Origin of the sequence: Streptococcus sp. (genome assembly GCF_030825805.1) — a bacterium.
Classification (GTDB): Bacteria; Bacillota; Bacilli; order Lactobacillales; family Streptococcaceae; genus Streptococcus.
Map to the genome: position 1 here is coordinate 1 of NZ_JAPJPF010000004.1, position 25,910 is coordinate 25,910.

Consider the following 25,910-nt stretch of genomic DNA (forward strand, 5'->3'; position numbering starts at 1 on the left):
CGAAAGCTGTTTCTTCATTTGGAGTTCCAAGAGCCACTGCTTCTGTATCCAAACCGTAAGCTTCTTTTGCAAGATAAGCAAAGGCTACAGATGAACCGATGGCATCTGAGTCAGGATTTTGGTGACCAAAAACAAGAATTTTTGACATGTTTCTACCTCTTCATTTTCATTTATAGATTCACTCTATTTTAGCACGTTTTTCCGTTTAAAGAAAGGGAATAGTGATGCTTTTCATCAGAAAAGACAGCTGGAAGGACCAACTGTCTATACTCTTTATCCTTTGACCCGTTTCAGGTAATCTTGGTAACTTTCTGTTTCCATCAAGTCCTTCGCATTTTGGACCCGTTCTTTTGTCGGTGGTTTCACACCCTCCAACTTGTACGGAATACCCAATTCCCGCCATTTGAATTCCCCCATAGTATGGTAAGGCAGAATCTCAAATTTATCGACATTTTTAAGGGTTTTAACAAATTTTCCAAGTTCGATCAAGTCGTCATCTCGGTCTGTCAAACCTGGGACCAAAACGTGACGAATCCAGACGGGTTTTCCAATATCAGACAAATACTTGGCACAGGCTAAAATATTCTTGTTCGTTTGACTGGTTACAAATCTGTGCCGTTCATCGTTAATTTCCTTGATATCCAGAAGCACCAAGTCTGTCACTGCCATTAATTTATCAAATTTTTCCAGGTAACGAGGGGTATTGCGGAAAGGTAGAGCACAGGTATCGAGCGTGCAGTGAATGCCCAATTCTTGAGCCTTGGTGAAGAGGGCAATCAAAAAGTCTATCTGCAAGAGGGCTTCTCCACCACTAACCGTGATCCCACCTTTTTGACCCCAAAATCCACGATAGCGGAGGGCTTCTTCTAGGACATCATCCACTGTTCGTTCTCTAGACATGTTGGTTTCCATAGCCCAAGTATCCGGGTTATGGCAATACTGACACCGCATTTGACAGCCTTGAAGAAAGACAATAAAACGGATCCCTGGTCCATCCACTGCACCGAAGCTTTCTGTAGAGTGTACCATTCCTGTTACTTTTCCATAGTCAACTGTTTCATTTTCCATGTCTTGTCCTTCTCTCTTGAAAACGTTTTATGGTTTTATTATACCATGATTCCTTGTGAATAAAAGGATTTTAATGATTTTTTAGAAAATAAACTGTTTTTCAATTTCAACCTATTGTATTAGTACAGGCCCTTCCAGTCGCTGTTACTCTTACCTATTCTCTATGGCAAAAAAAGAAAACGAAGAGCCGTTATCTTTTTTTTAATATCTTAAGAATCATGATCTCACCAATCGATAATCGCGACAAAATCTTACTGGATCTTGGGAAAGACCAACACGTGGTGACGGTCCGCTCGCAAGTTCACCTAGCAGACGTACGACAATTCCAGTTCACCGAAAGTCGACACAAATTAGACAAGTTTCATTTTGTCGACTATGCAAAAAGAAATCAAAAATAAAGTACTCCGCTGACAGTTGAGAATGGACTCAACTGTTTTTTTTACGATATCCGAAAATGAAAACTGTTTTCAGCCCAAAATAATAGCTTATTTATCTCTTATTTCTCCACTATTTCAAGAAATAACACTCTCAAATATGCATCTTACCTAAAAGCTATTGACATTTTCTTGTTTCCCTATTAAATTGGATATGATAGAAATAAATATGAAGGGACTGTCTTTAACTAAAAATGTAAGCGGTCTCAAAAAGCTAGAGGAGAGTTCTATGGACAAAAGATTTTTGGAAAAATCCTGTCGTTATAGTATCCGCAAACTAACTGTTGGTACGGCTTCTGTTTTATTAGGAGCCATTTTTCTCGGCTCACACCAGGTAGGTGCTGATAGTATTGTTGGAAGCCAAAACGAAAGCAACCACCTTGAAGCTACCCCAGCCATAGAGAGCCCGACTGATGGAACTGGAGAAGCCAAACCAGAAAATCCGTATATCGCTCCTATTTCTGAAGAAAAAAGCTCGTCACCTGATACAGAAGTTCAAAGCAAGCATACAGCCACTTCGACTACTTCGATTGAGGCAACTGAAGAAAGGGAAACTATGAAAATTGAGACTCCCGTGGCCAAACAAACAGATTATCATTTAAGCTACAATCAACCTGCTGCTGCTAGCTATGATGGGTGGGAAAAGCAAGCCCTCCCAGTCGGAAATGGAGAAATGGGTGCTAAGGTTTTCGGACTCATCGGCGAGGAAAGAATTCAATACAACGAAAAAACTCTTTGGTCTGGTGGACCACAACCGGATAGCACCGACTACAACGGAGGAAACTACCAAGATCGCTACAAAGTCTTGGCAGAAATCCGTAAGGCCCTTGAAGCTGGAGACCGCCAAAAAGCGAAACAGTTAGCCGAAGAAAATCTAGTAGGCCCAAACAACGCTCAATACGGACGCTACTTATCTTTCGGTGATATCTTTATGGTCTTTAACAACCAAAAGAAAGGTTTGGAGAACGTTACCGACTATCACCGTGACTTAGATATTACCGAAGCTATCACGACTACTTCTTATAGCCAGGATGGAACCACCTTTAAACGCGAAACCTTCTCTAGCTATCCAGATGATGTTACTGTGACCCATTTGAGTAAAAAAGGGGATAAGACCCTCGATTTTACCCTTTGGAATAGCTTGACAGAGGATTTACTTGCGAATGGTGACTACTCTTGGGAATATTCGAATTATAAACAAGGGGCAGTCACGACCGATTCAAATGGTATCTTGCTCAAGGGGACTGTCAAAGACAATGGCCTTCAATTTGCCTCCTATCTTGGAATCAAAACAGATGGACAAGTCACTGCCCAAGATGGCTATTTGACTGTCACCGGAGCCAGCTATGCGACCCTTTTACTCAGTGCCAAGACTAATTATGCTCAAAATCCAAAAACCAATTACCGCAAGGATATTGATGTAGAAGCAACTGTCAAATCGATTGTCGAGGCGGCTAAAGCCAAAGATTATGAAACTCTAAAACATGACCACATCAAGGACTACCAACGTCTCTTCAATCGTGTTCAACTAAATCTTGGCGGTAATAAGTCTAACCAAACGACAAAAGAAGCTCTCCAAACCTATGATCCTACAAAAGGGCAACAACTAGAAGAGCTCTTCTTTCAATACGGACGTTACCTCCTCATCAGTTCGTCTCGTGACCGGACAGATGCCCTTCCTGCCAACTTGCAAGGAGTCTGGAATGCTGTAGACAATCCACCTTGGAACGCTGACTACCACCTCAATGTCAACCTACAAATGAACTACTGGCCTGCCTATATGAGTAATCTCGCAGAAACGGCTAGGGCAATGGTCAATTATATCGATGACATGCGCTACTATGGTCGTATCGCTGCTAAAGAGTATGCCGGCATCGAGTCTAAAGAAGGCCAAGAAAACGGTTGGCTGGTTCATACCCAAGCAACACCATTTGGCTGGACTACTCCAGGTTGGAACTACTATTGGGGTTGGTCTCCTGCTGCCAATGCTTGGATGATGCAGAACGTCTATGATTACTACAAATTCACCAAGGATGAAACTTATCTTAAAGAAAAGATTTATCCCATGCTTAAGGAAACAGCCAAGTTCTGGAATTCCTTCTTGCACTATGACCAGGCTAGTGACCGTTGGGTTTCTTCTCCATCTTATTCGCCAGAGCATGGAACTATCACGATCGGGAATACCTTCGACCAATCACTAGTTTGGCAGCTCTTCCACGACTATATGGAAGCTGCCAATCACCTCAATATTGACCAAGATTTGGTGACAGAAGTGAAGGCTAAATTTGACAAGCTCAAACCACTTCATATCAACCAAGAGGGACGTATCAAGGAATGGTACGAGGAAGACAGTCCTCAATTCACCAACGAAGGCATTGAAAATCATCACCGTCACGTTTCCCATCTAGTTGGACTCTTCCCAGGTACTCTATTTGATAAGGACCAGCCTGAATATCTGGAGGCCGCACGCGCAACCCTAAACCATCGTGGAGATGGTGGTACAGGTTGGTCCAAGGCTAATAAAATTAACCTCTGGGCTCGTCTCTTAGACGGAAACCGCGCTCATCGTTTATTGGCTGAACAGCTAAAATCTTCAACTCTAGAAAACCTCTGGGATACCCATGCGCCTTTCCAAATCGATGGGAACTTTGGTGCAACCAGTGGGATGGCAGAAATGCTCCTTCAGTCTCACACAGGCTATATTGCCCCATTACCAGCCCTTCCCGATGCCTGGAAAGACGGGCAAGTCTCAGGGATTGTAGCCCGGGGCAACTTTGAAGTCAGCATGAAATGGAAAGAAAAAAATCTTGAGACATTAGCTTTCCTTTCCCATGCAGGTGGAGAATTAGTGGTCGATTATCCAGACATCGAATCGAGTATTGTCAAGATTAACGGGAAAGAAATCAAACCAACTCTTCTCAAAGACAATCGGATTCAGATTGCCACTCAAAAAGGGGATCAGATCACCTTTGAAAAGTTACCAGAGCGGGTTACTCGTCTATCTGCTGTGAGAAAAGATGCTGTAACAGCTGAACTCGATTTCAATCCGGTTACAGATGCGACCCACTATGTCATCCGTCGAGAAAGTAATGACGAAAGCAGTGATGCTCCTTCTATCAAGGAATTCCTAACCAATGTCACTCATTTCATCGACCGCTCCATCGATTCTCTCCATAGCTATAGCTATTCTGTTAGAGCCATGATTGGGGAGCACTCAAGGCAAGTATCCGAATCTGCGTCAATCCAACCAGTTGTCGAATGGATGGACGACAGAGATCCTCGTGTTCAATACGGTCCTGCCTTCCATAACTGGGAGGATGCTGACCTATTTGCAGGAACTGAAAAATATGCTGACCTAACTGTTGATAGTTATTCTGACAACGATGCCACTGCTAGGATTACTTTTAATGGACGAGGAATTGAAATCTATGGTCTCAAATCATCTGAATTAGGCCTAGCGGAAGTTCAAATCGATGGTAAGAAAGTAGGAGACCTAGATTTCCACACATCGGGAGAGACGGAAAAAAGTGCTCTAATCGGTCGTTTCACAGGACTTCCTGATGGAGAGCACCTCCTGACTCTAACAGTGAAGAAGGAGCATTTAAACCGAGGGAATGAACGCTCAAAAATTTCCTTGGATTACTTTAAAATCTATCCGGGTCAAGGGGCGACTGTTGAAAAGATGGATGACAGAGATTCTCGTATCCACTATGGCTCCTTGTTCAAGGACTGGAATGAATCAGGCTTATATCAAACGACAGAAAAATACGCGACTCTCCAAAACGTGGATTCATCTCAGTATTCAGAGGCCAAGGCAACCATTCCATTCACTGGTACAGGTATTCGTATTTACGGCTTAAAATCTTCTGACTATGGAAAAGCCTTAGTCACCATAGATGGAAAAGAAATGCCAAGTTTGGACTTCTACTCAAGTGCTGACTATGAAAAGAATGTGTTGATTGGCGAGTATACAAACTTAAGCAATGGAAATCATATCCTCACCTTGACAGTGGATCCTAACTCTCCTGATGACAGAAAGATGATTTCCCTGGATTCATTTGACATCCTGAAGCCGTCAACAGTATCCCTGGATACTCCAAGCCTGGCCCCAATAAAAGCAGGCGATCAGACGATTACCCTCACACTTCCGTCTGGGGAGTGGGATGCTATTGCCCTTCATTTCCCTGGGGAAAAAGATCCTGTTTTCCTCAAGAAAACCGATGATTCCCACGTCACCCTATCAGATGGAAATCGAGTGTTAGCGATTAAGAACCAGCAAGTTGAATTGCCGATCCCAGAAACTGCTCATCAAAAACAAACTCAGATCATCTCAGCCTATGCCATCCGAGGAAAGACCATCACTAGTCCGGTCGTCTCTCTCTTACCTGCTATTGTGACAAGTTTGGGAGACCAAGAACCACCTGTAGTGACCCTTCCTAAGTACACAGAGCCAATCGGCACTGCTGGACAGGAGGCAGCTATCCACTCTCTACCTGAATATGTCCTTCGAGTACTGAAAGACCAAGCAAGCCAGGTAGAGGTCATTAGTGGAGAAAATGAGATTGGTAGTGACAGTCATTTAGAGATTCAAAAGGTCCTTGACCAAGGACTCTTTGGCAAAACCTACGATGCTTTCAACCTTCAACTCAAGGATAAAGAAGGGAATCCAGTTCCAGTCAAAGGAAGTGTATTGGTTCGACTTCCACTATCAAAAGAAGTGAAGCAAGTCTATGTCTTGACTCCTAATCGAGAACTCCAAGCAGTAGAATTTACACTACGAGAGGGCATGATTGAATTCCTGGCACAAGAGTTAGGAACCTATGCTATTGTCTATAAGTCGGAACCAGAAGTCGGATCCGTTAATACAGATTCCTATGAGAGCGTTGAGCCTATCGTCTCAGGAAGAAAGGTTCAAAATAGGAAGATGCTTGTTTCAGAGAGCACGAGTCCAAGGAAGGCCGGTGATAGTTTAATGAGTGTTCCCAACTCTAAACAAGACCAGGCTTCGCAAAGACAACTTCCAAAAACGAATACTGGACACAGTTCATACCTACTCTTCTTAGCAGGACTCAGCCTTGTCCTCACAGCTAGCTTCCTAGGGAAAAAGGAACAGGTTTAGCTTGATGTAGCTGACAAGATCAATAAAAAGGATGGAATCTCCATCCTTTTTCGTTTATCCTAAAACCAATTCGTCACTCACCAAGGTTTCACCACTATTCTGATGGAAAAGGCGCATCAAGTCTTCAATCGTCAGGTTCTTCTTTTCTTCCCCTTTAACGTCGACCACAATCTTGCCTTGGTAGAGCATGATCAAACGATTGCCATATGCGATGGCATGATTCATATCATGCGTAATCATCAAGGTTGTCAAATCATGGCTTTCCACGATTTTTTGCGTCAATTCCATGACCATTTCACTGGTTTTGGGATCGAGCGCTGCGGTATGTTCATCCAGTAGCAGGAGTTTGGGTTTGACCAAGGCAGCCATGACCAAGGTCAAAGCTTGCCGTTGTCCCCCTGATAAGTATTGCGTGTCCACTTTGAGGCGATTTTCCAAGCCAATATTGAGTTCCTTCAAGGCCGCTTTAAATTCCTCGCGGTCTTTTTCTTTGACGCCCCAACTGAGTCCCCGTCTTGCTCCTCGTTTTTTAGCAATGGCCATATTCTCTTCAATGGTCAAGCGGGAAGCCGTTCCCATCTTAGGATCCTGGAAAACACGCGCAATATCTTTCGCACGCTTCCGAACGCTGGTCTGCTTAATCGATTTCCCTTCCAAAAGGATATCCCCTTGATCCACTTGCAGGCCACCTGCCAGAATATTCATCAAGGTCGATTTACCGGCTCCATTTCCTCCGATGACAGAAATGAAATCTCCTTCTTCTACTGTCAGATCCAAGCCTTTGAGAACATGGTTTTCATTGACCGTACCTGCTTCGAATGTCTTATGGATATCTTCAATTTTTAACAATGTTGCCATTTATCTTCTCCTTCTAGTTGCTGGTTAATTTTAATCCACGAATCTTGAGACGTTTCTGGGCTTCTGGTGCGAACAAGACCAAGGCCAAGAGAATGGCGTTAAACAAACGGACCAAATTTTGGTCTAGGTTTGGAATTTCGTAGATATTGAGGATAATGAGGCGGTAGACAATTGCCCCCACTCCAATCGAAAGCAAGCGTCCTCCAATGGTCAAATCATGGATCAAGACTTCTGCTAAAATAACAGCACTGAGACCTACGACGATGGTCCCTGTACCAGAAGTCACGTCTGAGAAGCCATCTGTCTGAGCGAATAGAGCCCCACACAATGCCACCAAGCCATTGGAAATCATGTAACCGAAAATCTTCATGGTGTCCACATTCACCCCATTGGCCTCACTCATCGGGATATTGTCACCAGTCGAACGAAGAACCAAACCAATCTGGGTTTTCATCAAGAGTGTCAAAATCAGACAGACCAATAACAAACAAGCAATACTAACAGCAAAGACTGCCTCCTCATTGGACAAACCCAAGCCCATCACAGACTTGAAAATGGTACTAGAATCTCCAATGGATAAATTAGGGACGCCCCCCATGATCTTAATATTGATTGAATAGAGTCCCGTCAGAGTCACAATCCCTGTTAAGAGCGCTGGGATCTTCATCTTGGTATGAAGAAGACCAGAGACCAAACCTGCTAGCATCCCTGCTAAAATCGAGAAGAGGGTCGCTAGCCAAGGGTTTTGCCCTGCTTGGATTTGTGACGCAACGACTGCAGCACCAAGTGGGAAAGCCCCTTCTGCTGTCATATCCGCTATATCTAAAATGCGGAATGTTAAGAAAATACCAATGGCCATAATCGACCACAATAAACCTTCAGATAAACTTGATAATACTAAATCCATCATCCATCTCCTATTTCTTTACGTTTATACCAGAGAGATCAATCCCTAATTTCTTAGCCATCTCTTTGTTGACATACAATTCTAGATTTTTAGGCGCTTCCACTGCCAGTTCGCCTGCCTTTTCCCCTTTCAGGATACGAATCGCCATCCGAGCAGATTGACGACCCAACTCGGTGTAGTCTGTCCCATAGGTATAGAGCCCTCCTACTTGGGCCATTTCAATCGAACCTCCAATAACTGGAACCTGATGTTTCAAAGACACTTGTTTGATGGTTTCCATTGTGGAAGAAATGATGTTGTCTGTTGGGACAAAGACCATATCGACTTCTGACATCAAACTGTCAGCTGCCGCTTTCACATTATTACTGTCTAAAATGGTCTTCTCTACGACACGGTAGCCTTTGGCCTCAAGGACCTTCTTGGCTTCCTCTTTTTGAACGACGGAGTTGGGCTCACTTTGCGTATAGAGGATCCCAATCGTCTTAGCTGTTGGTAAAACCTTTTGAATCAGATCGACTTGCGTAGCAATGGCATCTGAAGATTGGTCGCTCGTTCCTGTCACATTGCCACCAGGCTGATCCAAGTTCTTGACCAACTTGGCAGCCAGAGGGTCCGTCACTGCGGAAAAGACTACCGGGGTCGTTTTGCTTGTATTGGCGATACTTTGTGCTGACGGAGTCGCAATGGCAAATACAAGATCACTTTCCTGTGACAATTGATTTGAAATATTTTTCAAATTTCTCTGCTCCCCTTGGGCATTTTGATAATCAATTTCAATCTCTTCTCCATCCACATAACCTTGTTTGGCTAACTCTTCGACAAAGCCTTTTCGAGTCGCATCTAGAGACTTATGGGTAATATACTGGGAAATCCCAATCTTGATCTTTTGATGCTTAGAGGTCTTCAAATGGTGGAGGGTCAAGAGGGAGGTCATTAGTAGACCAACTACCAGGACCGGTGCAATTAACTTCTTTACAATTTTCATGAAACATGTCTCCTTCTCTAAAACATTCAAACAGAATACAAAAAACCGTTTAGATGATTCTAAACGGTTGGTATCATTCCTCACAAACTTAAAAGTATGCCAGCATTGCCGTCCATTTAGATATCATCTATATGGACCACAATCAAAAATCTTAGCCACATAGATACAAACAAATTGCTCGTTTCGTTTGCATCCATGAGTTCATGTCTACAAACATTATCTAAAGTAGCTAAAGTAAAAGTTTTGATTCAACAATGTGGAGTTCGTGTTTTTCATAAGATTCTGCTTTCGTTTTTTTATGTTGACTATCTTACCGAAAATTTTTCAAGCTGTCAACCCTAAATTCAGAATTTTTTTAATTATCTTATTTTTTCTACTTGAATCAACAAAAAAAGTGCCCGATCAGGGCACTAAATAAGCGAATATCTTATTTTTTGAAGGTGTATTTAATTCCATAATCATTTCCATCCACGGAAACTTTCAGCGTTCCATTTTCAATTTTATACTTGAGATCGTATTTAAGGAAATGACTCGCATCTTCATCCTGAATGAATCGGTGATCTTTTTCATCCACCTCACCTTCAAAGGCTACCATTTTAAGAGTGCCTTTTTTCACATCGATTTCAAGTCCCATATCCTCTAAATAGGAATTCTCACTGTTTTCTTGGATATAGTCTAAGGCATCCTCAACAGAGTAAAAATCATTGTCCCCATCATCATAGAGTTCCTTTGCAGCTCCCTTGAAATCAATCTTACCAATCACACTGATGGTTACTTTTTTCCCCTTTACCTCTACGATCATATCCATATCTTTTACAAATTCACTAGAAATATCTGATGTAGTAGAGAAAGTGCCTGCAAAAGCAGACTTCATTGTCTTTTTCATTTCAGGAGTAGCCGACCATTTTCCTTGAATACTATTTGGATTTTTAGTAAAAAAGAAAAATGCAAGCACAGATAAAACTGCAACAGCAACAAGACTACATAAACCAATAATCAGCCCTTTTTTAGACTTCTTACCTGGTATTGGAGCTTGGCCCATATATGGAGAATTAGCCTGGTAATTCAGTTGCCCATTGTTTGGGTAGCCTCCCTGCATCTGAGTGTTGTTATAAGATGCGAAGGGCGCTCCTGTTTGAGCCGCCGCCTCCTGAACAGGAGCTTGTGGCTGAGTTCCACCTTGCCCAAAAGCTTGTTCTTGATGTTGATACTGACTTGCTCCACCTTGGAATTGATTTGGAGCTGGGCTTGCACCTCCAAATGGGGCTTGGGCCGGAGCTGGACCTCCGAACTGTGCTTGTTCTGGTGGTGGCGTCACACCTCCAAACTGTGTTTGCTCTGAAGTTGGCGCTGCTCCTCCAAATGGCGTTTGCTCTGGAGTTGGCGCTGCATCTCCGAACTGGGTTTGTTCTGGGGCTGGCGCTGCTCCTCCAAATTTAGCTTGTTCTGGAAACGGTAAAGGGCCTCCAAATTGTCCTTGATTGGAAACAGGTGCTGCACCTTCAAATGGAGATTGGATTGGGTTTACGGGCGTATTCGGTGTCGTTTGTGTTTCTGGACTTCCAAACGTACCAAAAGCCTGTTGGATTTCCTCCTGATTGGCCGGTCGACCATGAACCCTCTCAAACTCTGCTAACCATTCTTCTTGTTTCATTGTGATCTCCTTCTACCTTTATTTATTTTATTATAAAGGAATTTCATGAGAGATGCAAATCCGTCTAAAATGAGCATAAAAAAATCAGGGAAACTCCCTGATTTGATGTTCTTATTCTTGACCTTTTGTCGCTTGCTCATCTTCATCGACTAGGTCACTGACCTCAACCTTCACCTTGGTGACACGACCATTTTTTACCTTATCGTTTGTAAGGATCAGATGCTTCTTCATACTGTCTACTTCAAAACTCAAGCGTTCCTTGTGACCTGGAATCCGTCCGACACCAGTCAGGTAGTAGCCTGCAATGGTATCCACATCATCACTTTCCAACTTCACATCAAAATACTCATTGAAATCATTTAGAGTCACAATCCCCTGCACAATATAGAGGTTAGGCTCAATTTCAAAAACATCATTCTCAGCCTTATCGGTTTCATCATCGATTTCCCCGACAATTTCCTCAAGAAGGTCTTCCAAGGTTACCAGACCAGCCATTCCTCCATACTCATCCAGCAAAATGGCCATCTGATTTTGTGTATTCCGGAGCTCCTTCAAGAGATCATCTACAAAGATTGTTTCCGGTACAAAGAGCGGTTCCTGAAGGATCTTGCGAAGAGCAATATTATCAAATCCATTCACAAAACCTTCATTAAGCAAACGTTTGGTATGGATCAGACCAATGACATTGTCCTTGTCATCATCATAGACAGGAATACGAGAAAAATTCTGTTTTAAGATGCTTTCGATGATTTCTCTGGTATCATCTTGGATATCCACCATAAAGGCATCCGTACGAGGAACCATTAGCTCACGCGCCATCAGCTCATCTAGTGAAAAGACTCCTTGCAACATTTCAATCTCGTCAGCATCCAGACTTGTTTCACTCTTAGCCAGCATATAGGCAATCTCATCTCGTGACATCTCTTCGTCTTCATCATCGAATTGCATAGGAGTCAGACGACTGACCAGATTGGTTGATGCCGATAAGAGCCAGACAAAGGGGCTAACGATTTTTCCTAGTAAAATCACAATTGGAGCCGTTCGAATAGCCAAGCTATCTTTCAGATTCATGGCAATACGCTTCGGATATAACTCACCAAATACAATCGAAATATAGGTCAGAAAAGCCAGTGAGAGGAAGCTAGCTATCGCACGTGCTGTCTCCGTATTTCCCATCCAAGAAGCGATTACTTTCCCAAGATCATCAGCTAAGCTTGCCCCAGACAAGATGGTAATCAAGGTAATACCAACCTGAATCGTAGATAAAAAGTGGTTGGGATTTTCCAATACCTTTAAGAGACGAATATATTTTTTATCGCCTTCCTCAGCCTTTTGCTCTACGCGAGAACGGTTCAGCGATACCATCGACATCTCCGTTGCAGAGAAAAATGCATTTAATAAGGTCAATACAAATAGTAAAACAAATTGCAGTATTAAATCCTGACTGCCAGGGTCTTCCATGGATATTCTCCTCAATGTATAGTAATAATGCCCATTATATCATATTTTTTGAAATGGTGCATAGTCGCAAAAATTTCCCTCCTAAAAGAGGAGGGAAGGCTCAGTTATACTCCATAACGTGTGAAATCATAAAAGAGTACATTCAGTTTTTCTACAAGTTCCAAAAGGGTCAAACTACTTGTACAAATAAATTTTTTCCCTTTGATATTCGGAATCATAAAGTTGGCAACAATAACATCATATTCGGTATGCTCTAGTTCATGAAGATTAAAGTCATGCTTGATGACCTGTGAAAACTCAAAGTTATCCGTACAATAGAATTTTAAGAAATCAATCATGGACTTGGCATGGTGGTCATCGTATCGGCTAATGATTAAGACCTTGACAGCTGTCCGTCTCCTTAATAGTTGAGGCAATAGATTTTCCCAATGTGAAAATACGGTATAAATCTGATGCTTGAGGTTTTCAGGATTTTCATGAAAGCCCATCTCTTTGAGATAGTGATACAAACCTGTTTCAACATCCTGATAAAATTTAGGGAAGAGGGTTCGATAATCCTCATTGGTATAGCTCTTGGTATCATAGAGAAGAAATTCACCAAAGATTTCACGCCGCTCCAAATAGGCGGTGTTGTGAATATGCATAATCATCTCTTCATAATTCTCAAGTTCTAAACCATAAGATTCACTCAGGTGATCAAGAAATTGAGAGGCTAAAATATAGGATTTTTTTGTAACAGCATCTTCCTCAGTGGAGTCAATCAGATCCTGTGGGGTAAAATAGAAGCGTTTCTGTAGGAAGATAATAAAGAGCTGTTATATGATTTCTTCGTTAAATTCTACACCCAGCTGCAAACCAAAATAACGAAGCATCTCATTGATTTTTGGGAGCTCTTGATAGAGATAGGCGTATTGTTCAAAATTATTGGCCCCTTCAATTCGATACCCTTGCTTAATCCGGTAAAGGTAGACCGTTAGCATAATTTTATAAGAATGGAAGATCGAATAAGTCAGTGGGATTTCTGTCAGTTTATAGAAGAAGGTAATGAAATCAATAATGACTTGCTCTCTAATATCTGGAAATGGCCACTCTAAATAATAATACCGCTCTGCAAAATACTGGGAATAGAAAAAGCGAATATCGACTTCGTCCCCCACGACATTTAGAGGATTCAAGGTGATTCGTATATTGTACTTTTCCTGAATAATTTGGTTGATATTTCGAATCAAGCGATAAAATGACTGTTGGCTGAGATCATACCGTCTACAAATTAAGTCACTGGAAACATCCTTATGGAAGAACAAGTATTCCAAGAGGGAGAAAGCTGTAGATTCTTTAAAGAAGTGATGGTAGACCACCTCAATCCCAATCGAATCGTCATAACTAATCTTAATACCATTTGTCGAGGACTCAATCAAAAACTCATTAAAGACCGTTCGTAAATTTGAAAGATCCTCCTTCAATGACCGTTCTGTACAATCTAACATTTCAGCGAGTTCCTTCAAATGAAACCAGCGCTTCTCTCGAATTAATGTTTCTAGCAAACGCATTTGGCGTCGCTGCTTTTTGGCAAGCAATTCTATCATCTTATAGAAACTCCTCGATTTTGTATCATTACTAATTCATTATAACATATTTTCTAAAAGGAAAGGTAAAAGTTTACGATTCAAAAACTTATCCTAGTCTTTCACGTTATTTAAACAAAAAAGGAATGGTTGTCCATTCCTTTTGTATTTATTCTACTAGGATTTATTGATAATCCCAAATTCTTCCTGCTTGCGCTGCTTCTGTGTCTTTTTATGATTTTCATACAAGGCTGCGAGGAATTTCACGATTTCTTTACCAATCGAATAAACCGGAATTGCCACGATCATTCCAATTACACCATAGATGTTACTGGATAAAAGCAAAAGAACCATAATGGTAATGGGATGCACCTTCATCACCCCTCCCACAATCCGTGGATAAAGGATATTTCCATCGATTTGTTGAACAATCAACATGAAGATGACTGCTTTGATCATCATATTGAAATCTGTAAAGGCATAGGTAACCACCATAGGAATCAAGCCAATCGTCGGTCCAATGTAAGGAATGAGGTTAGCCAAGGCTGAGAAAATGGCAAAGACCAAGGCATACTTCAAACCGATAAAACTGTAGCCAATAAAGGCTAAAGTCCCGATGATTAAAGCATCGATAGAAATCCCACTAATATAGCGAGAAACTGTTTGGTTGAGACTCACTAAGAGAGAGGTAATATTCCGCCGGTCATTTTTCAGGATCGTCCGCTCTAACATCGGAAGTAACTTCTTCCCATCAATCAAGAAGTAAACCAGGAATATCGGTGTCATCACCAGAATGAAGAGTGTATTGACAATCGTTGACACCACACTACCCAAACTATTGGTCACACTGTTTAGGATATTTTGTAGAATATCCACATAAGATAGGTTTAACTGCTGAATGGTTGATTGGATATTGATACTCTGAAAGGCTGGATTCTTCGATAACTTCGTCACAAAACTTTGCACTTCCCAATACAAGCCTTGGGTTGAATTAATCAAGCTTGTCAACTGGTTGATCAAAATAGGCAGGATATAAACAATCCCATAAATAATCAATCCAAAAAGGGTTACCAAGGTTAATAGAATACCCAAAATTCGATTTAGATGAAATTTCTTTTCCAAAAATTCTACGATTGGATTGGTGATGTAGTACAAGAAACCAGCAATCAAAAATGGAAGAATAATGGTATTCAGAACGGATACAAAGGGAGAGATCAGGCTTCCCATACTTCCCCAAATATAGAATATAATCGTTAATAATAGGACTTCACAGGTCCAGAAAAATAATTTACTTTTATGAAACATCCCTTTCCTCCTATCTGCTATTTTATCATATTTATGGTAAAATAGAGAATATTTTTATGAAGGTTAAAAAGATGAAAGAAAGCTTAATTGAACTGAAAGACGTCACTCTCAGAAAAGAAGGAAAAAATCTCCTTTCCCGTTTGAATTGGACCGTCAATAAGGGGGAAACCTGGGCCATCCTTGGACTGAATGGTGCTGGAAAATCGACCCTCCTTCGTCTCTTAATGGCGGAATATTGGAAAACGGAAGGAGAGGTTTCTGTCCTTGGGACACAATTTGGACAAGGGGGCATTCCTGAGCTCCGCAAGCGAATCGGAGTGGTCAGCTCCTTTATTTCTGAGCGCATCCCTGAATCTCTATCCCCAGAAGAAATCGTCCTCACTGGAAAATACAAGAGTAGCATTCTTTATACAACTTATGGAGAAAAAGAACTCGAGGAAGCACGATCCATGTTGCGTCGCATCGGTGCTACTTCTTTGATTGGGCGAAAATACCGGACTCTCTCTCAAGGGGAAAAACAGACGATTCTTATCGCCCGTAGTCTCATGGAAGAGCCCGATCTTCTCATCTTTGATGAAGCCTCTAGTGGGCTTGACTTATTTGCTCGGGAAGCGATCTTTCAGCTAATCCAACAGATCAAGCAGATGGAAAAGGCGCCGACCATTCTCTTTGTCACCCACCATGCAGAGGAAATCACCAAGTCCTTTAGCCATGTCCTTCTCCTCAAAGACGGACAAAGTTTTGCTCAAGGACCTAAGAAGGAAATCCTCACCCAAGCAACTCTATCAGACTTTTATGGAGGACAAGTCCAGCTAATTCCAATCGGAGAGGACCGCTATTACATTCAACCAGACCAGTAATCAATAGTCTGCTAAGATACAAAACAAAGAGATTGGGACAAGCGTCACCAATCTCTTTTCTTCTATTTAGCTGAAAATCATTTTCATCGATTTCGAGCGTAATTGATCATGTCATAAGGAAGAGTATTGGCACTTTCTCTTAAGGAATAGTTTTCCAATTCGTTGACATTTTGCCGCATGCGACGCGCATACTTGGCCGAAATCAAATGCTGTTCCTCATATTCAAAAATGAGTTTTCTCTCCAGGTAATAACCTCTTAGCATCTCATCAATATTATTGGGCTTGATCCGATTGATAACCCGCTCTACAAAGGCTCCACTGGTAATCAAAGACGTTTCACGCAAGCGTGATTCTTGAAGGAAAGAAACCAAGCTACTGCGATAAACCCCTTTTAGGTTTTCCAAACTCTCGATAATAATTTCTGTATTGGCCAAATACAAGGCAGCAATCTGGTCATAGTCAATGGCTTCGAGCTTGTAATTCTCTCCGTTTTTCCATGCCCGAATACCTGATCCAAAGGTCACAAGCTCGTGCAAAAGCAGTCGGAGCAAGCGGAAGAGTACCAAGAAATAATAGGTCAAGCGGGATGACAGATTGCGGTTGACCTTCTGCTCCATGGATCGAAGATAACGTTGATAGACATGGTAACTTCTATCTCGAATATTTCCTTCTTCATAAGCCTGTTCCAAACCATCATTCTCGATACTAAGAATAAGGAGTTTCAGTTGTTCCCAGTCTCTTTGAGTCGCCTTATCCTCCTGACTGAGAATCATATTTTCTATCCGCCCATGATAATTATCAATCGCCGCATACAAAGGACCCTTCTGCTTGGTCACCGTCAACTCTTTTTCCAATAGCATGACGACATCGTTCAAGATAGCAATGTGCATCAAATGATCATTGGATTCCTCTTTGTCTTCGGAGAGCTTCGGTAGGATGAGAAGGCCGAGTAAGAAACTACACAAAGTGACCCCTGCTACTAAAAACAAGAGAACAGGATATTCTGCTTCTAAATGCGTTGGTATCAAGAGAATGGTCGCAATAGACACCGTTCCTTTGACCCCTGAAAAGGTCAATAAGAGGGCATCTTTCAGATACTTGTCAATGGATTTTTTCAATTGAAAACCCCTGTACCAGTAAAATCCATACACCATCAAAAAGCGAATGAGGAACAAGAGTCCCGTCAATAAGAGAACTGTCACAATCAAGAGCAGATTGTTGTAAAAGGGAGTCCTAAGAATTGGCTCAGAAATCATCTCTAGCTCCATCCCCAAGAGGACAAAGACAGAACCGTTGAGGACAAAATTGACTGTATTCCAAACCGTATGCGTGACCGTATCGACTTTGGCTTCTAGTAGGGTAATTTTCTTAAACCGACTAGCCTTTAGAATTCCAGCCACGACCACCGCAATAATCCCCGACACATGGATCTCTTCTGCGATAAAGAAGGTTAACAAAGGAAGACTCAATTCTAAAATGAGTTCACTGGCAATATCTGTTGCCCGAACACTGAGCAGTAATTTTTGAAGCCCACGGTTGACAGCTGCTGTCACAATCCCGACCGCAAACCCTCCTAAAATAGAGATGACCAAGTCCCAACTAGCTTGGCCCAAGGAAAAGACTCCAGTGGTCCATGCAGCTAGAGCCACACGAAAGGCCACCAAACCTGAAGCATCATTGAGCAAGCCCTCTCCTTTTAGAATGTTGGAGATTCGTTTTGGAAAGGTAAAGCGTTCCGAAAGGGAGGCAAAAGCCACCAAATCAGTCGGCCCGAGCGCTGCCCCTACTGCCATACAGGCCGCTAGTGGAATTCCTAGCCACAAGAGATGGGCCAACCACCCCAAGCTAAGGGTCGAAATAAAAATAACTGGGAAGATTAAAAAGGCGATGATGCGCCAGTGCTTCAGAATCGAGGTAATGTCTGCTTCTTCTGCCTCTCGAAAGAGGAGCGGTCCAATAACCAAGGCCAAAAAGAGCTCGGTATCTAAGTGGTACTCCGAATTGGGTAAGAGAAAGCCAATCCCAATCCCCAATAATATCTGGATCAAAGGGAGGGGCAAGGTAGGAATCAACTTATTAGTCGCATTGGAGACAATCAGGATTAAGGAAAAGACAATGGCGTATACAAGAATCTCCATCCCTTATCCTCCTGATCGTTGGTTACAACAGTCCTCAAAGAGTTGCTTTTGTTCTTGGATCTTTTGATCAATCTTTGTCAGATCCTTGTGCTCAATTTTCTTCTGGCAACGTTCCATTTCAAGAGAAACCAGCTTCTTCTTGATTTTGATCATCTTTTTGCTCATCCGTGCTTCATCTAAAAAACCAACGGCACGTTCATGAGAGGTAGACTCCACAAAATCGTGGCGAAGAGCATCAATTTTATTTTTTAAAAATTCTTTATCCATGGCGATAACTTTCTAATTTTTCGATCATGACCAAAAATGGGGGATGATTGATCTGGTTCAGGGTCCGGTAACTAGTGACCGTAAATTCTTGTTGAGGCAGTTGGGAGACAAACTCCAAGACAGCATCCTTCTCGAGATCCCCACCCTCATGACCATAATAGATCATAATGGCTATTCGCCCTCCCTTGATCAAGCGGTGACAGAGTTTATCAATGGCTTGGATCGTTGTTTTAGGCTGGGTAATAATCGACTTGTCTGCTGAAGGAAGATAGCCTAAGTTGAAGATAGCCGCCTTGACCTGGTCCACATAGTGATCTACTTCTTCATGCCCCTTTAAAAGAAGATGGGCATTGGAGAGCCCAGCTTCTTCCAAGCGCTTTTGCGTATGGACCAAGGCCTGTTCTTGAATATCAAATGCATAGACTTCTTTGGCTAGTTTTGCCAAGAAAAGGGTATCATGCCCATTTCCCATGGTCGCATCAACCACAGTATCTTGATCTGTAATGATCTCCCTAAGAAAATCATGGGCCATCTCTAATGGTCGCAACATGCTACTCCTCCTATTTTCCTACTTTACAACCTTGAACACTTCCACGACGACGCATCTCAGCTTCAATGGCATTCAGTACTTCCCACTTATTGAGACTCCACATCGGTCCTATCAACATTTCGCGTGGAGCATCTCCTGTAATCCGGTGGATGACGATTTCCTTGGGAATGATCTCCAGTTGGTCACAGATAACCGACACGTATTCCTCCTGACTCATCAATTGCAATCGTCCTTCATGGTAGTCTCGTTGCATCCGGGTATTGGTCATGAGATGGAGCAGGTGCAATTTAATGCCCTGGATATCGTTGTCTGTTACACAACGACGGACATTCTCCACCATCATCTCATGCGTCTCCCCAGGAAGACCGTTGATTAAATGTGAAACAATCTCTGCCTTAGGGACCTGTTGGCGAATCCGCTTCACCGTTTCCACATAAAGTTCATAGCTATGGGCTCGGTTGATCAATTCAGAGGTCGTTTCATAAGTCGTCTGCAAGCCTAGCTCAATGGTCACATGCATGCGCTCTGTCAATTCTGCTAGGTAGGCCAACGTTTCATCCGGCAAGCAGTCTGGTCGTGTCCCGATGTTAATCCCTACGACACCTGGTTCATTGATGGCTTGCTCATAGCGCTCCCGAATGACATCGACGGATTCATGCGTATTAGTGAAATTTTGAAAATATACCAAATACTTTTTGACGTCGGGCCATTTGCGGTGCATAAAATCAATTTCTTTGTAAAACTGATCCCGAATAGGGGCGTCTGGTGCTACGATGGCGTCCCCAGAGCCAGAAACTGTACAAAAAGTACAGCCCCCACGAGCAACAGTTCCATCACGATTGGGACAGTCAAAGCCCGCATCAATCGGGACTTTAAAGGTCTTTTCTCCAAATAAGGTTCGGTAATAATCATTTAAGGTCGTATAGGATTTCATACCCCTCATTATAGCAAAAAAGCAGAGTGAACTCAAAGTTGAGTCTCCTCTGCTTTCCATTTGTATTTTTTAAGATCCACACAACCATTGGATTTGCATTCTACCCCTTCGGCCCAGAGAAGCGTGCCTTGCTCTTCCCAATCAGGAGCCAGGCGACCAGTAGAGGTCACGACCCGATGACAGGGATAGGTCACAGCTTTTGTAGAAGTAGCCAAGACCTTGCCGACCTGGCGGGCGTGACGAGGATAGCCAATGAGTTGGGCAATTTGACCATAGGTGGCCACACATCCCAGGGGAATCTGAGCAACGACCTTTAGGACCTTTTCTTCAAATAAATCGTTCATGCTTTACTTCTGCTTACTCTTAAAGCGCCATTCAAAACGCAAACGGTCGTAATAAGAAAAGACCATTTGCAAAAGACCAAATCCCAAAAGCATACTTCCTGTGACGTCTGTCGGGTAATGAACCCCAACATAGACACGAGATACAACGATGGTTACTATACAGAGGAAGAGGGCAATCTGAGCCAGGACTTTCCCGACTTGAGAGGTCATCCGTTGCCCTACCACAATGATCAAACTACCGAAGACCAGGGTGGCTGCCAAGGAGTGGCCACTTGGAAAAGAATAGCCCCCTTCTTGGACCAAATGTTGAAGTGCTGGTCGTGGGCGTAAATAGATGTGTTTCAGGATTACCACGAGTAATCCAGTTGTAACCAAACTCCCGGTGAGGAGGAGGGCCTCCGTATACCATTTCTTCCAGACAAAGAAGAGGACAATGACGCCAACCCAGGATGCAACAACGGGTGTGTTCATCAGCACTGTTACACGGGTAAAGAAGGCTGTCAAATAGACTGGTAAATCCCCGCGAATAGCCGATTGAATCGGTTGATCGATTCCGACTAAATTTTCCGGATAAAATTTGACTACATAGCCCAGAATCATAAATAACAAAAGGGCAAAAGAGCCCTTTAAAAAATGAGATTGTTTATTTTTCATAGATTTTAAGTAGGGGCTGTACGACGGTGTATACCATCCAGAAGGTCACAGCCCAAATCAGTCCTTCTATTAGATTAAAGGGAACAACCATACTGAGAAGATACTTTTCAACTCCGACCATCTTTGCGATGTCAAAACCAACAAATTTAGCATAAAGAGGGATGGCATAATAGTAATTGACCAGGAGCATGGAAATGGTTAAACCAATGGTCCCAACTAGACTAGCAATTACAAACCGAACCAGGCTTTTCTTCTTATTCCAAATGACTGCAAATGCTAAGACAAAGACTAAGACGCCAATGATATTAATCGGTAAGCCAACCAAGGTCTCAGCTCCTCGACCATTCAAAACCAACTTGAGAACAGATCGAATCAAAACCACCACAACTGAGCTCTTCAAATCTAATAGAACTAAGGCGAGTAAGATTGGGATCGTACTAAAGTCAACCTTTAAAAAATCAATCCCTATTGATAGTTGATAAAACATCAATAGAAAAGAAAGTGCAGATAAAACAGCCACTAGGGTCAGTTTACGAGTATTTGTCATCACAGGTTCCTCCAATTTTTACTAAAATTAGAAGAAGTTGGAAAGATTCCCTTAACCTTATTCTATTTCAATCGTTTTAAAGAAAACTTAAACAGTTCCTTAATACTTGACGAAAAAAGCCCTGATGCTACAAGAAAAAAGCGCAAAGACTGATTTCTTATAGAATCAACAAAATTTCCATCAAGTCCATCGTCAAAAAGAACAGGTTTGTTCCTCTCTCGTCTTCTCCCATCCAGACTATACTGTCGGTTGTGGAATCACACCACATCAGCTTGCGCTCGCGGACTTCTTTTAGAGTATGGAAATGGAGATTTTCTTTTAGACGAGGCGACAAGCTCTAGGCATAACTTCTAGTTAGGCAAAACTTGACAACAAAGTAGAAAAGGAAAAGAACATTTCCTAGTAAAAGTCACCGCCGGTCGGGAATTACACCCTGCCCTGAAGACTCCTTAATCATAACAAAAAACACCTGCTATTGCAAGTGTTTTGTAATATCAAAAGTTACAACAAAACTCCTTTTGTAAAGAGTCTCTTCCTACTTCAACTTATCTCCCTCATACTGATGGACCAGCTCTAAGCCTGAAAACTCCTGTTGTCTGAGGGCTTCGTAGACAATCATACAAACGGTATTGGAGACATTCAAGCTTCTGACATGTTCATCATTCATCGGAATCCGAATCGCCTTTTCAGCATGAAGCCGCATAAAATCCTCTGGTAAGCCTTTGTCCTCACGACCAAAAATGAAATAATGTTCTGCATCATCATTGTAATCCACATCTGAATAAGTCTGATCAGCAAATTTTGAAACCAGGTGGACCTTTCCTCCAGCTGCAGCCTCCATAAATTCATCCAAGCTGTCGTAAAAGCGAACATCCAACTTATCCCAATAATCCAGTCCCGCACGTTTCATCTTCCGATCATCGATAGGAAAAGCCATGGGCCGAATGATGTGAAGGGGGGCATTGGTAGCTGCACAAGTACGAGCAATGTTCCCTGTGTTTTGGGGAATTTGAGGTTGATAGAGAACTACATGGTTTTTTGATTTGGTTTCTGTATAAGCTAATTCTTCAATATTCATCACGATCTCATTTCTGGCAAAAAAATAGCCACACTGCCCGGAGTCAAGCTCAGCAAACAGCGTGGTTACGACTTCATTAACTTAACTCACAACAGGTTTGAGGTAAATCAATGAGGTTACTGTATCAGTATACCACTTTCATGCCTCCTGTCAACTATTTCGATAAAAAAATTTCACTTTTTTACATTCTCTTTCATGTATTGAAGAGAATCTGGCTCTTTATGCCCTGTTTCCACTATTAAGAGGTGATTTTTTTTTGAAAATAGAGTAAGATAGAATCATACTTTGGAGGAAATATTCATGAAAATTATTGTAGTTGGAGGCGGTAAGGTCGGAACAGCACTCTGTCGTTCCCTCGTCGCGGAAAATCACGATGTCATCTTGATTGAACAAGATGAAGCCGTTGTTAATCATATTACCAAACGCTACGATATCATTGGTATTGTTGGCAATGGTGCCAACTTTAAGATTCTCGAACAAGCAGATGTGGCCGACTGTGACATCTTTGTCGCCCTGACAGAGCAAGACGAAGTCAACATGGTTTCTGCCGTCCTGGCCAAGAAAATGGGAGCTAAAGAGACCGTTGTCCGCGTCCGCAATCCCGAATATTCAAATTCTTATTTTAAAGAAAAAAATATTCTCGGCTTCTCCCTAGTCGTCAATCCTGAACTTCTAGCTGCTCGCTACATTGCTAATAGCATTGATTTCCCAAATGCCTTGTCTGTTGAGCACTTTGCTGGTGGACGAGTCGCTTTTATGGAATTTAAGATCAAAGAGGAAAGCCCACTCTGCCAGATGACCCTTTCTCAATTCAGAAAGAAATATGGAAACATTATTATCTGTGCCATCGAACGACAAGGTCAGTTAACGATTCCAGATGGGGACTTCACTTTACAAGCCTTTGATAAGATTTTTATGACGGGAAATCGAGTGGAAATTGTGAATTTCCACAATAGCATTCGTCCTCAGGTTGTTAAAAGTCTCCTCCTGATCGGAGCTGGTAAGATTTCCTACTATCTCCTAAATATTTTGGAAAATAGCAAACGGAAGATCGACTTAAAAGTCATTGAAATCGATCAAAAACGAGCAGAATGGTTTAGTCAAGAATTCCCTGATCTCTATGTTATCCAAGGAGATGGGACATCAAAAGATATTCTAATGGAAGAGCGCGCAGGTAACTTTGATGCCGTGGCGACACTAACAGGGGTCGATGAAGAAAACATTATCGCTTCTATGTTCCTAAATAGCGTAGGTGTTCAAAAGAATATTACCAAGGTCAACCGAACTAGCCTGCTGGAAATTATTGATCGGCAAGATTTTTCAAGTATTGTGACACCGAAGGGCATTGCGGTGGATACCATCATGCATTTCATCCGTGGACGTTATAATGCACGCTATTCAAATCTTGAAGCCTTGCACCACGTTGCCAATGGTCAAATCGAGACCCTTCAATTCCAGATCCGCGAAGAAAATAAAATGACGGGCAAACCTTTGTCACAACTGAAATTGAAAAAAGGTGTTCTCATCGCAGCCATTATCCGAAACGGGAAAGCTATTTTCCCAACTGGAGATGACCATCTTTTGATAGGGGATCGCATTATCGTTACTACCCTAATCAGCAACATCACGAAAATCTATGATTTGTTAGAGGGGTAAGCCATGAACAAAAGTATGATTCGCTACCTTTTAGCAAAACTCCTTCTGATTGAAGCCATGCTACTCTGTGTTCCAATTGTAGTTGCACTTCTCAATCTAAAGAACGATTTTGTTGTCAAGGATAGTCCGACTGTCTTTATCTCCCTATTTGCAACCATTGCCATCCTCCTTCTATTGGGAGGCATTGGTTCCTTTTTCAAACCAAAAGATTTTCACATCTATGCTAAAGAAGGCGTTCTGATTGTGGCTTTGTGTTGGATCCTCTGGTCCTTCTTTGGTGCTCTTCCCTTTGTCTTCTCAGGACAAATCCCAAACATCATTGATGCATTTTTCGAAGTTAGTTCTGGTTTTACGACTACAGGAGCAACCATTTTGAATGATGTCTCCGTCCTCAGTCCTTCCCTTCTTTTCTGGCGTAGTTTCACCCACTTAATTGGAGGGATGGGGGTGCTGGTCTTTGCCCTAGCTATTATGGACAATAACAAGAACAGCCACCTCGAAGTAATGAAGGCAGAAGTTCCTGGTCCTGTATTTGGTAAAATTGTATCCAAATTGAAGAACACAGCTCAAATCCTTTATTACCTCTATTTGGCTCTCTTCTTCCTCTTTGTGATGATCTACTTCTGTGCTGGCATGCCTCTTTATGATAGCTTTATTATTGCTATGGGGACTGCTGGTACCGGTGGCTTCACCGTCTTCAACGACGGGATTGCCCACTACCATTCAACTCTCATCACTTATTTGGTCAGTTTCGGAGTCTTGGTCTTTGGGGTTAACTTTAACCTATACTACTACATTATGCTTCGCAAGTTCAAGGCCTTCTTCGGCGATGAAGAACTTCGTACTTATTTGATGATTGTCGGGGTTTCTTCCCTTCTGATTGCCTGCAACATTTTCCATCTCTATCACAATTTTGCAGATAGTTTTGAAATGTCCTTTTTCCAAGTCTCCAATGTCATTACTACAACTGGATTTGGTTTTGGCAACACTGTTGATTGGCCGCTCTTTTCTCAGTTCCTCCTCCTCATGCTCATGGTGGTTGGTGGATCGGCTGGGTCTACTGCTGGGGGACTAAAAGTGATTCGTTGCTTAATTCTAGCTCGGATTGGAAAAAATCAAATCCGTTCCATGCTATCACCCAATCGGGTGATGACTCTTCATATCAATGGTTCATCTTTAGACAAGGATACCCAGCACAAAATTTTAAAATATTTCGTGGTCTATACCTTGATTATGATCGCCCTCATTGCGGTTGTCAGCTTCGATAGCAATAATTTTATGACGGTCGTCAGCGCTGTCTTTAGTTGCTTCAACAATATTGGGCCAATGATTGGGACAACGGATACCTTTGCTATCTTTAGTCCAATTTCTAAGCTCTTACTATCGATTGCCATGATTGCAGGACGGTTGGAAATCTACCCGATGTTACTTCTCTTTATGCCTCGTACCTGGTCAAATCGATAAAAAATAAAAAGTTTTGGAAAAACCAAAACTTTTTTCTTTGCTCTGAGTGAGACTTCTTATGG

Annotated in this window: 20 protein-coding genes, 2 pseudogenes and 1 riboswitch; of the genes and pseudogenes, 5 read left to right on the forward strand and 17 right to left on the reverse strand. The window is 42.2% G+C overall.

What is annotated here, in order from left to right; genetic code table 11:
* Together RCH62_RS01195 and pflA are read right to left on the reverse strand one after the other, a co-directional pair.
* On the reverse strand, positions 1-148 hold a 148-nt coding region (locus RCH62_RS01195; protein ID WP_306474459.1), incomplete at its 3' end, for a DHH family phosphoesterase.
* Between the two features lie 125 nt (positions 149-273).
* Positions 274-1,068, reverse strand: a complete 795-nt coding sequence (pflA, locus tag RCH62_RS01200) for a pyruvate formate-lyase-activating protein (protein ID WP_048689741.1) — start codon at positions 1,066-1,068, stop codon at positions 274-276.
* A gap of 215 nt (positions 1,069-1,283) precedes the next feature.
* Between pflA and RCH62_RS01205 the strand changes: the two are divergent.
* Together RCH62_RS01205 and RCH62_RS01210 are read left to right on the forward strand one after the other, a co-directional pair.
* Positions 1,284-1,466: pseudogene (locus tag RCH62_RS01205) on the forward strand (UTRA domain-containing protein); the annotation flags it as partial.
* Positions 1,467-1,731: 265 nt separating this feature from the next.
* A complete protein-coding gene (locus tag RCH62_RS01210) occupies positions 1,732-6,621 on the forward strand; it encodes a glycoside hydrolase N-terminal domain-containing protein (protein WP_306474440.1) in 4,890 nt (1,629 codons plus the stop codon).
* Between the two features lie 54 nt (positions 6,622-6,675).
* On the opposite strand, the gene RCH62_RS01215 is transcribed toward RCH62_RS01210, so the two are convergent.
* The 7 genes and pseudogenes from RCH62_RS01215 to RCH62_RS01245 form a co-directional block, all read right to left on the reverse strand.
* Positions 6,676-7,479, reverse strand: coding sequence for an ABC transporter ATP-binding protein (locus RCH62_RS01215; RefSeq protein ID WP_306474441.1), 804 nt, complete (start codon positions 7,477-7,479; stop codon positions 6,676-6,678).
* Between the two features lie 13 nt (positions 7,480-7,492).
* On the reverse strand, positions 7,493-8,386 hold the full coding sequence (locus RCH62_RS01220) for an ABC transporter permease (protein ID WP_048689748.1): 894 nt from the start codon (positions 8,384-8,386) through the stop codon (positions 7,493-7,495).
* 10 nt (positions 8,387-8,396) lie between these two features.
* Positions 8,397-9,371 carry an ABC transporter substrate-binding protein gene (locus RCH62_RS01225; RefSeq protein WP_306474442.1) on the reverse strand — a complete coding sequence of 325 codons (975 nt, stop codon included), beginning with the start codon at positions 9,369-9,371 and terminating at the stop codon, positions 8,397-8,399.
* Between the two features lie 427 nt (positions 9,372-9,798).
* Positions 9,799-11,025, reverse strand: coding sequence for a hypothetical protein (locus tag RCH62_RS01230; RefSeq protein ID WP_306474443.1), 1,227 nt, complete (start codon positions 11,023-11,025; stop codon positions 9,799-9,801).
* A gap of 111 nt (positions 11,026-11,136) precedes the next feature.
* Positions 11,137-12,486, reverse strand: coding sequence for a hemolysin family protein (locus RCH62_RS01235; RefSeq protein ID WP_306474444.1), 1,350 nt, complete (start codon positions 12,484-12,486; stop codon positions 11,137-11,139).
* A gap of 104 nt (positions 12,487-12,590) precedes the next feature.
* Positions 12,591-14,072, reverse strand: a pseudogene (locus tag RCH62_RS01240) (M protein trans-acting positive regulator PRD domain-containing protein).
* A 156-nt stretch (positions 14,073-14,228) separates the two neighbouring features.
* Positions 14,229-15,356: an AI-2E family transporter gene (locus tag RCH62_RS01245; RefSeq protein ID WP_306474445.1), complete on the reverse strand. Its 1,128-nt coding sequence runs from the start codon at positions 15,354-15,356 to the stop codon at positions 14,229-14,231.
* Between the two features lie 56 nt (positions 15,357-15,412).
* Between RCH62_RS01245 and RCH62_RS01250 the strand changes: the two genes are divergently transcribed.
* A complete protein-coding gene (locus tag RCH62_RS01250) occupies positions 15,413-16,216 on the forward strand; it encodes an ABC transporter ATP-binding protein (RefSeq protein ID WP_306474446.1) in 804 nt (267 codons plus the stop codon).
* Between the two features lie 83 nt (positions 16,217-16,299).
* Here the strand turns inward: RCH62_RS01250 and RCH62_RS01255 are convergent, their stop codons facing one another.
* From RCH62_RS01255 to RCH62_RS01290, 8 genes are all read right to left on the reverse strand, one after another.
* Positions 16,300-18,354, reverse strand: coding sequence for a sodium:proton antiporter (locus tag RCH62_RS01255; protein ID WP_306474447.1), 2,055 nt, complete (start codon positions 18,352-18,354; stop codon positions 16,300-16,302).
* A 3-nt stretch (positions 18,355-18,357) separates the two neighbouring features.
* Positions 18,358-18,621, reverse strand: coding sequence for a hypothetical protein (locus tag RCH62_RS01260; RefSeq protein ID WP_006595800.1), 264 nt, complete (start codon positions 18,619-18,621; stop codon positions 18,358-18,360).
* Positions 18,614-19,171: a class I SAM-dependent methyltransferase gene (locus RCH62_RS01265; RefSeq protein WP_195323680.1), complete on the reverse strand. Its 558-nt coding sequence runs from the start codon at positions 19,169-19,171 to the stop codon at positions 18,614-18,616. The genes RCH62_RS01260 and RCH62_RS01265 overlap by 8 nt, the downstream gene beginning before the upstream one ends.
* A gap of 10 nt (positions 19,172-19,181) precedes the next feature.
* Positions 19,182-20,114, reverse strand: coding sequence for a TIGR01212 family radical SAM protein (locus tag RCH62_RS01270; RefSeq protein ID WP_048688267.1), 933 nt, complete (start codon positions 20,112-20,114; stop codon positions 19,182-19,184).
* A gap of 23 nt (positions 20,115-20,137) precedes the next feature.
* On the reverse strand, positions 20,138-20,449 hold the full coding sequence (locus RCH62_RS01275; protein WP_048688271.1) for an MGMT family protein: 312 nt from the start codon (positions 20,447-20,449) through the stop codon (positions 20,138-20,140).
* A gap of 3 nt (positions 20,450-20,452) precedes the next feature.
* The gene (locus tag RCH62_RS01280; protein ID WP_306474448.1) at positions 20,453-21,103 is read right to left on the reverse strand and encodes a phosphatase PAP2 family protein; all 651 of its coding nucleotides are present in this window, start codon (positions 21,101-21,103) and stop codon (positions 20,453-20,455) included.
* Positions 21,093-21,650 (reverse strand): ECF transporter S component, encoded by a 558-nt coding sequence (locus RCH62_RS01285; RefSeq protein ID WP_306474449.1) that lies wholly within the window; start codon positions 21,648-21,650, stop codon positions 21,093-21,095. Before RCH62_RS01285 ends, RCH62_RS01280 begins: the two co-directional genes overlap by 11 nt.
* Positions 21,651-21,866: 216 nt before the next feature.
* Positions 21,867-22,100, reverse strand: a riboswitch (FMN riboswitch).
* Between the two features lie 85 nt (positions 22,101-22,185).
* Positions 22,186-22,728, reverse strand: coding sequence for a tRNA (cytidine(34)-2'-O)-methyltransferase (locus RCH62_RS01290; protein ID WP_048715395.1), 543 nt, complete (start codon positions 22,726-22,728; stop codon positions 22,186-22,188).
* Positions 22,729-23,028: 300 nt separating this feature from the next.
* Here RCH62_RS01290 and trkA point away from each other — a divergent pair, with 300 nt between their 5' ends.
* Together trkA and RCH62_RS01300 are read left to right on the forward strand one after the other, a co-directional pair.
* A complete protein-coding gene (gene trkA / locus RCH62_RS01295) occupies positions 23,029-24,384 on the forward strand; it encodes a Trk system potassium transporter TrkA (RefSeq protein WP_129822380.1) in 1,356 nt (451 codons plus the stop codon).
* Positions 24,385-24,387: 3 nt separating this feature from the next.
* The gene (locus tag RCH62_RS01300; RefSeq protein ID WP_306474450.1) at positions 24,388-25,848 is read left to right on the forward strand and encodes a TrkH family potassium uptake protein; all 1,461 of its coding nucleotides are present in this window, start codon (positions 24,388-24,390) and stop codon (positions 25,846-25,848) included.
* Positions 25,849-25,910 lie beyond the last annotated feature (62 nt).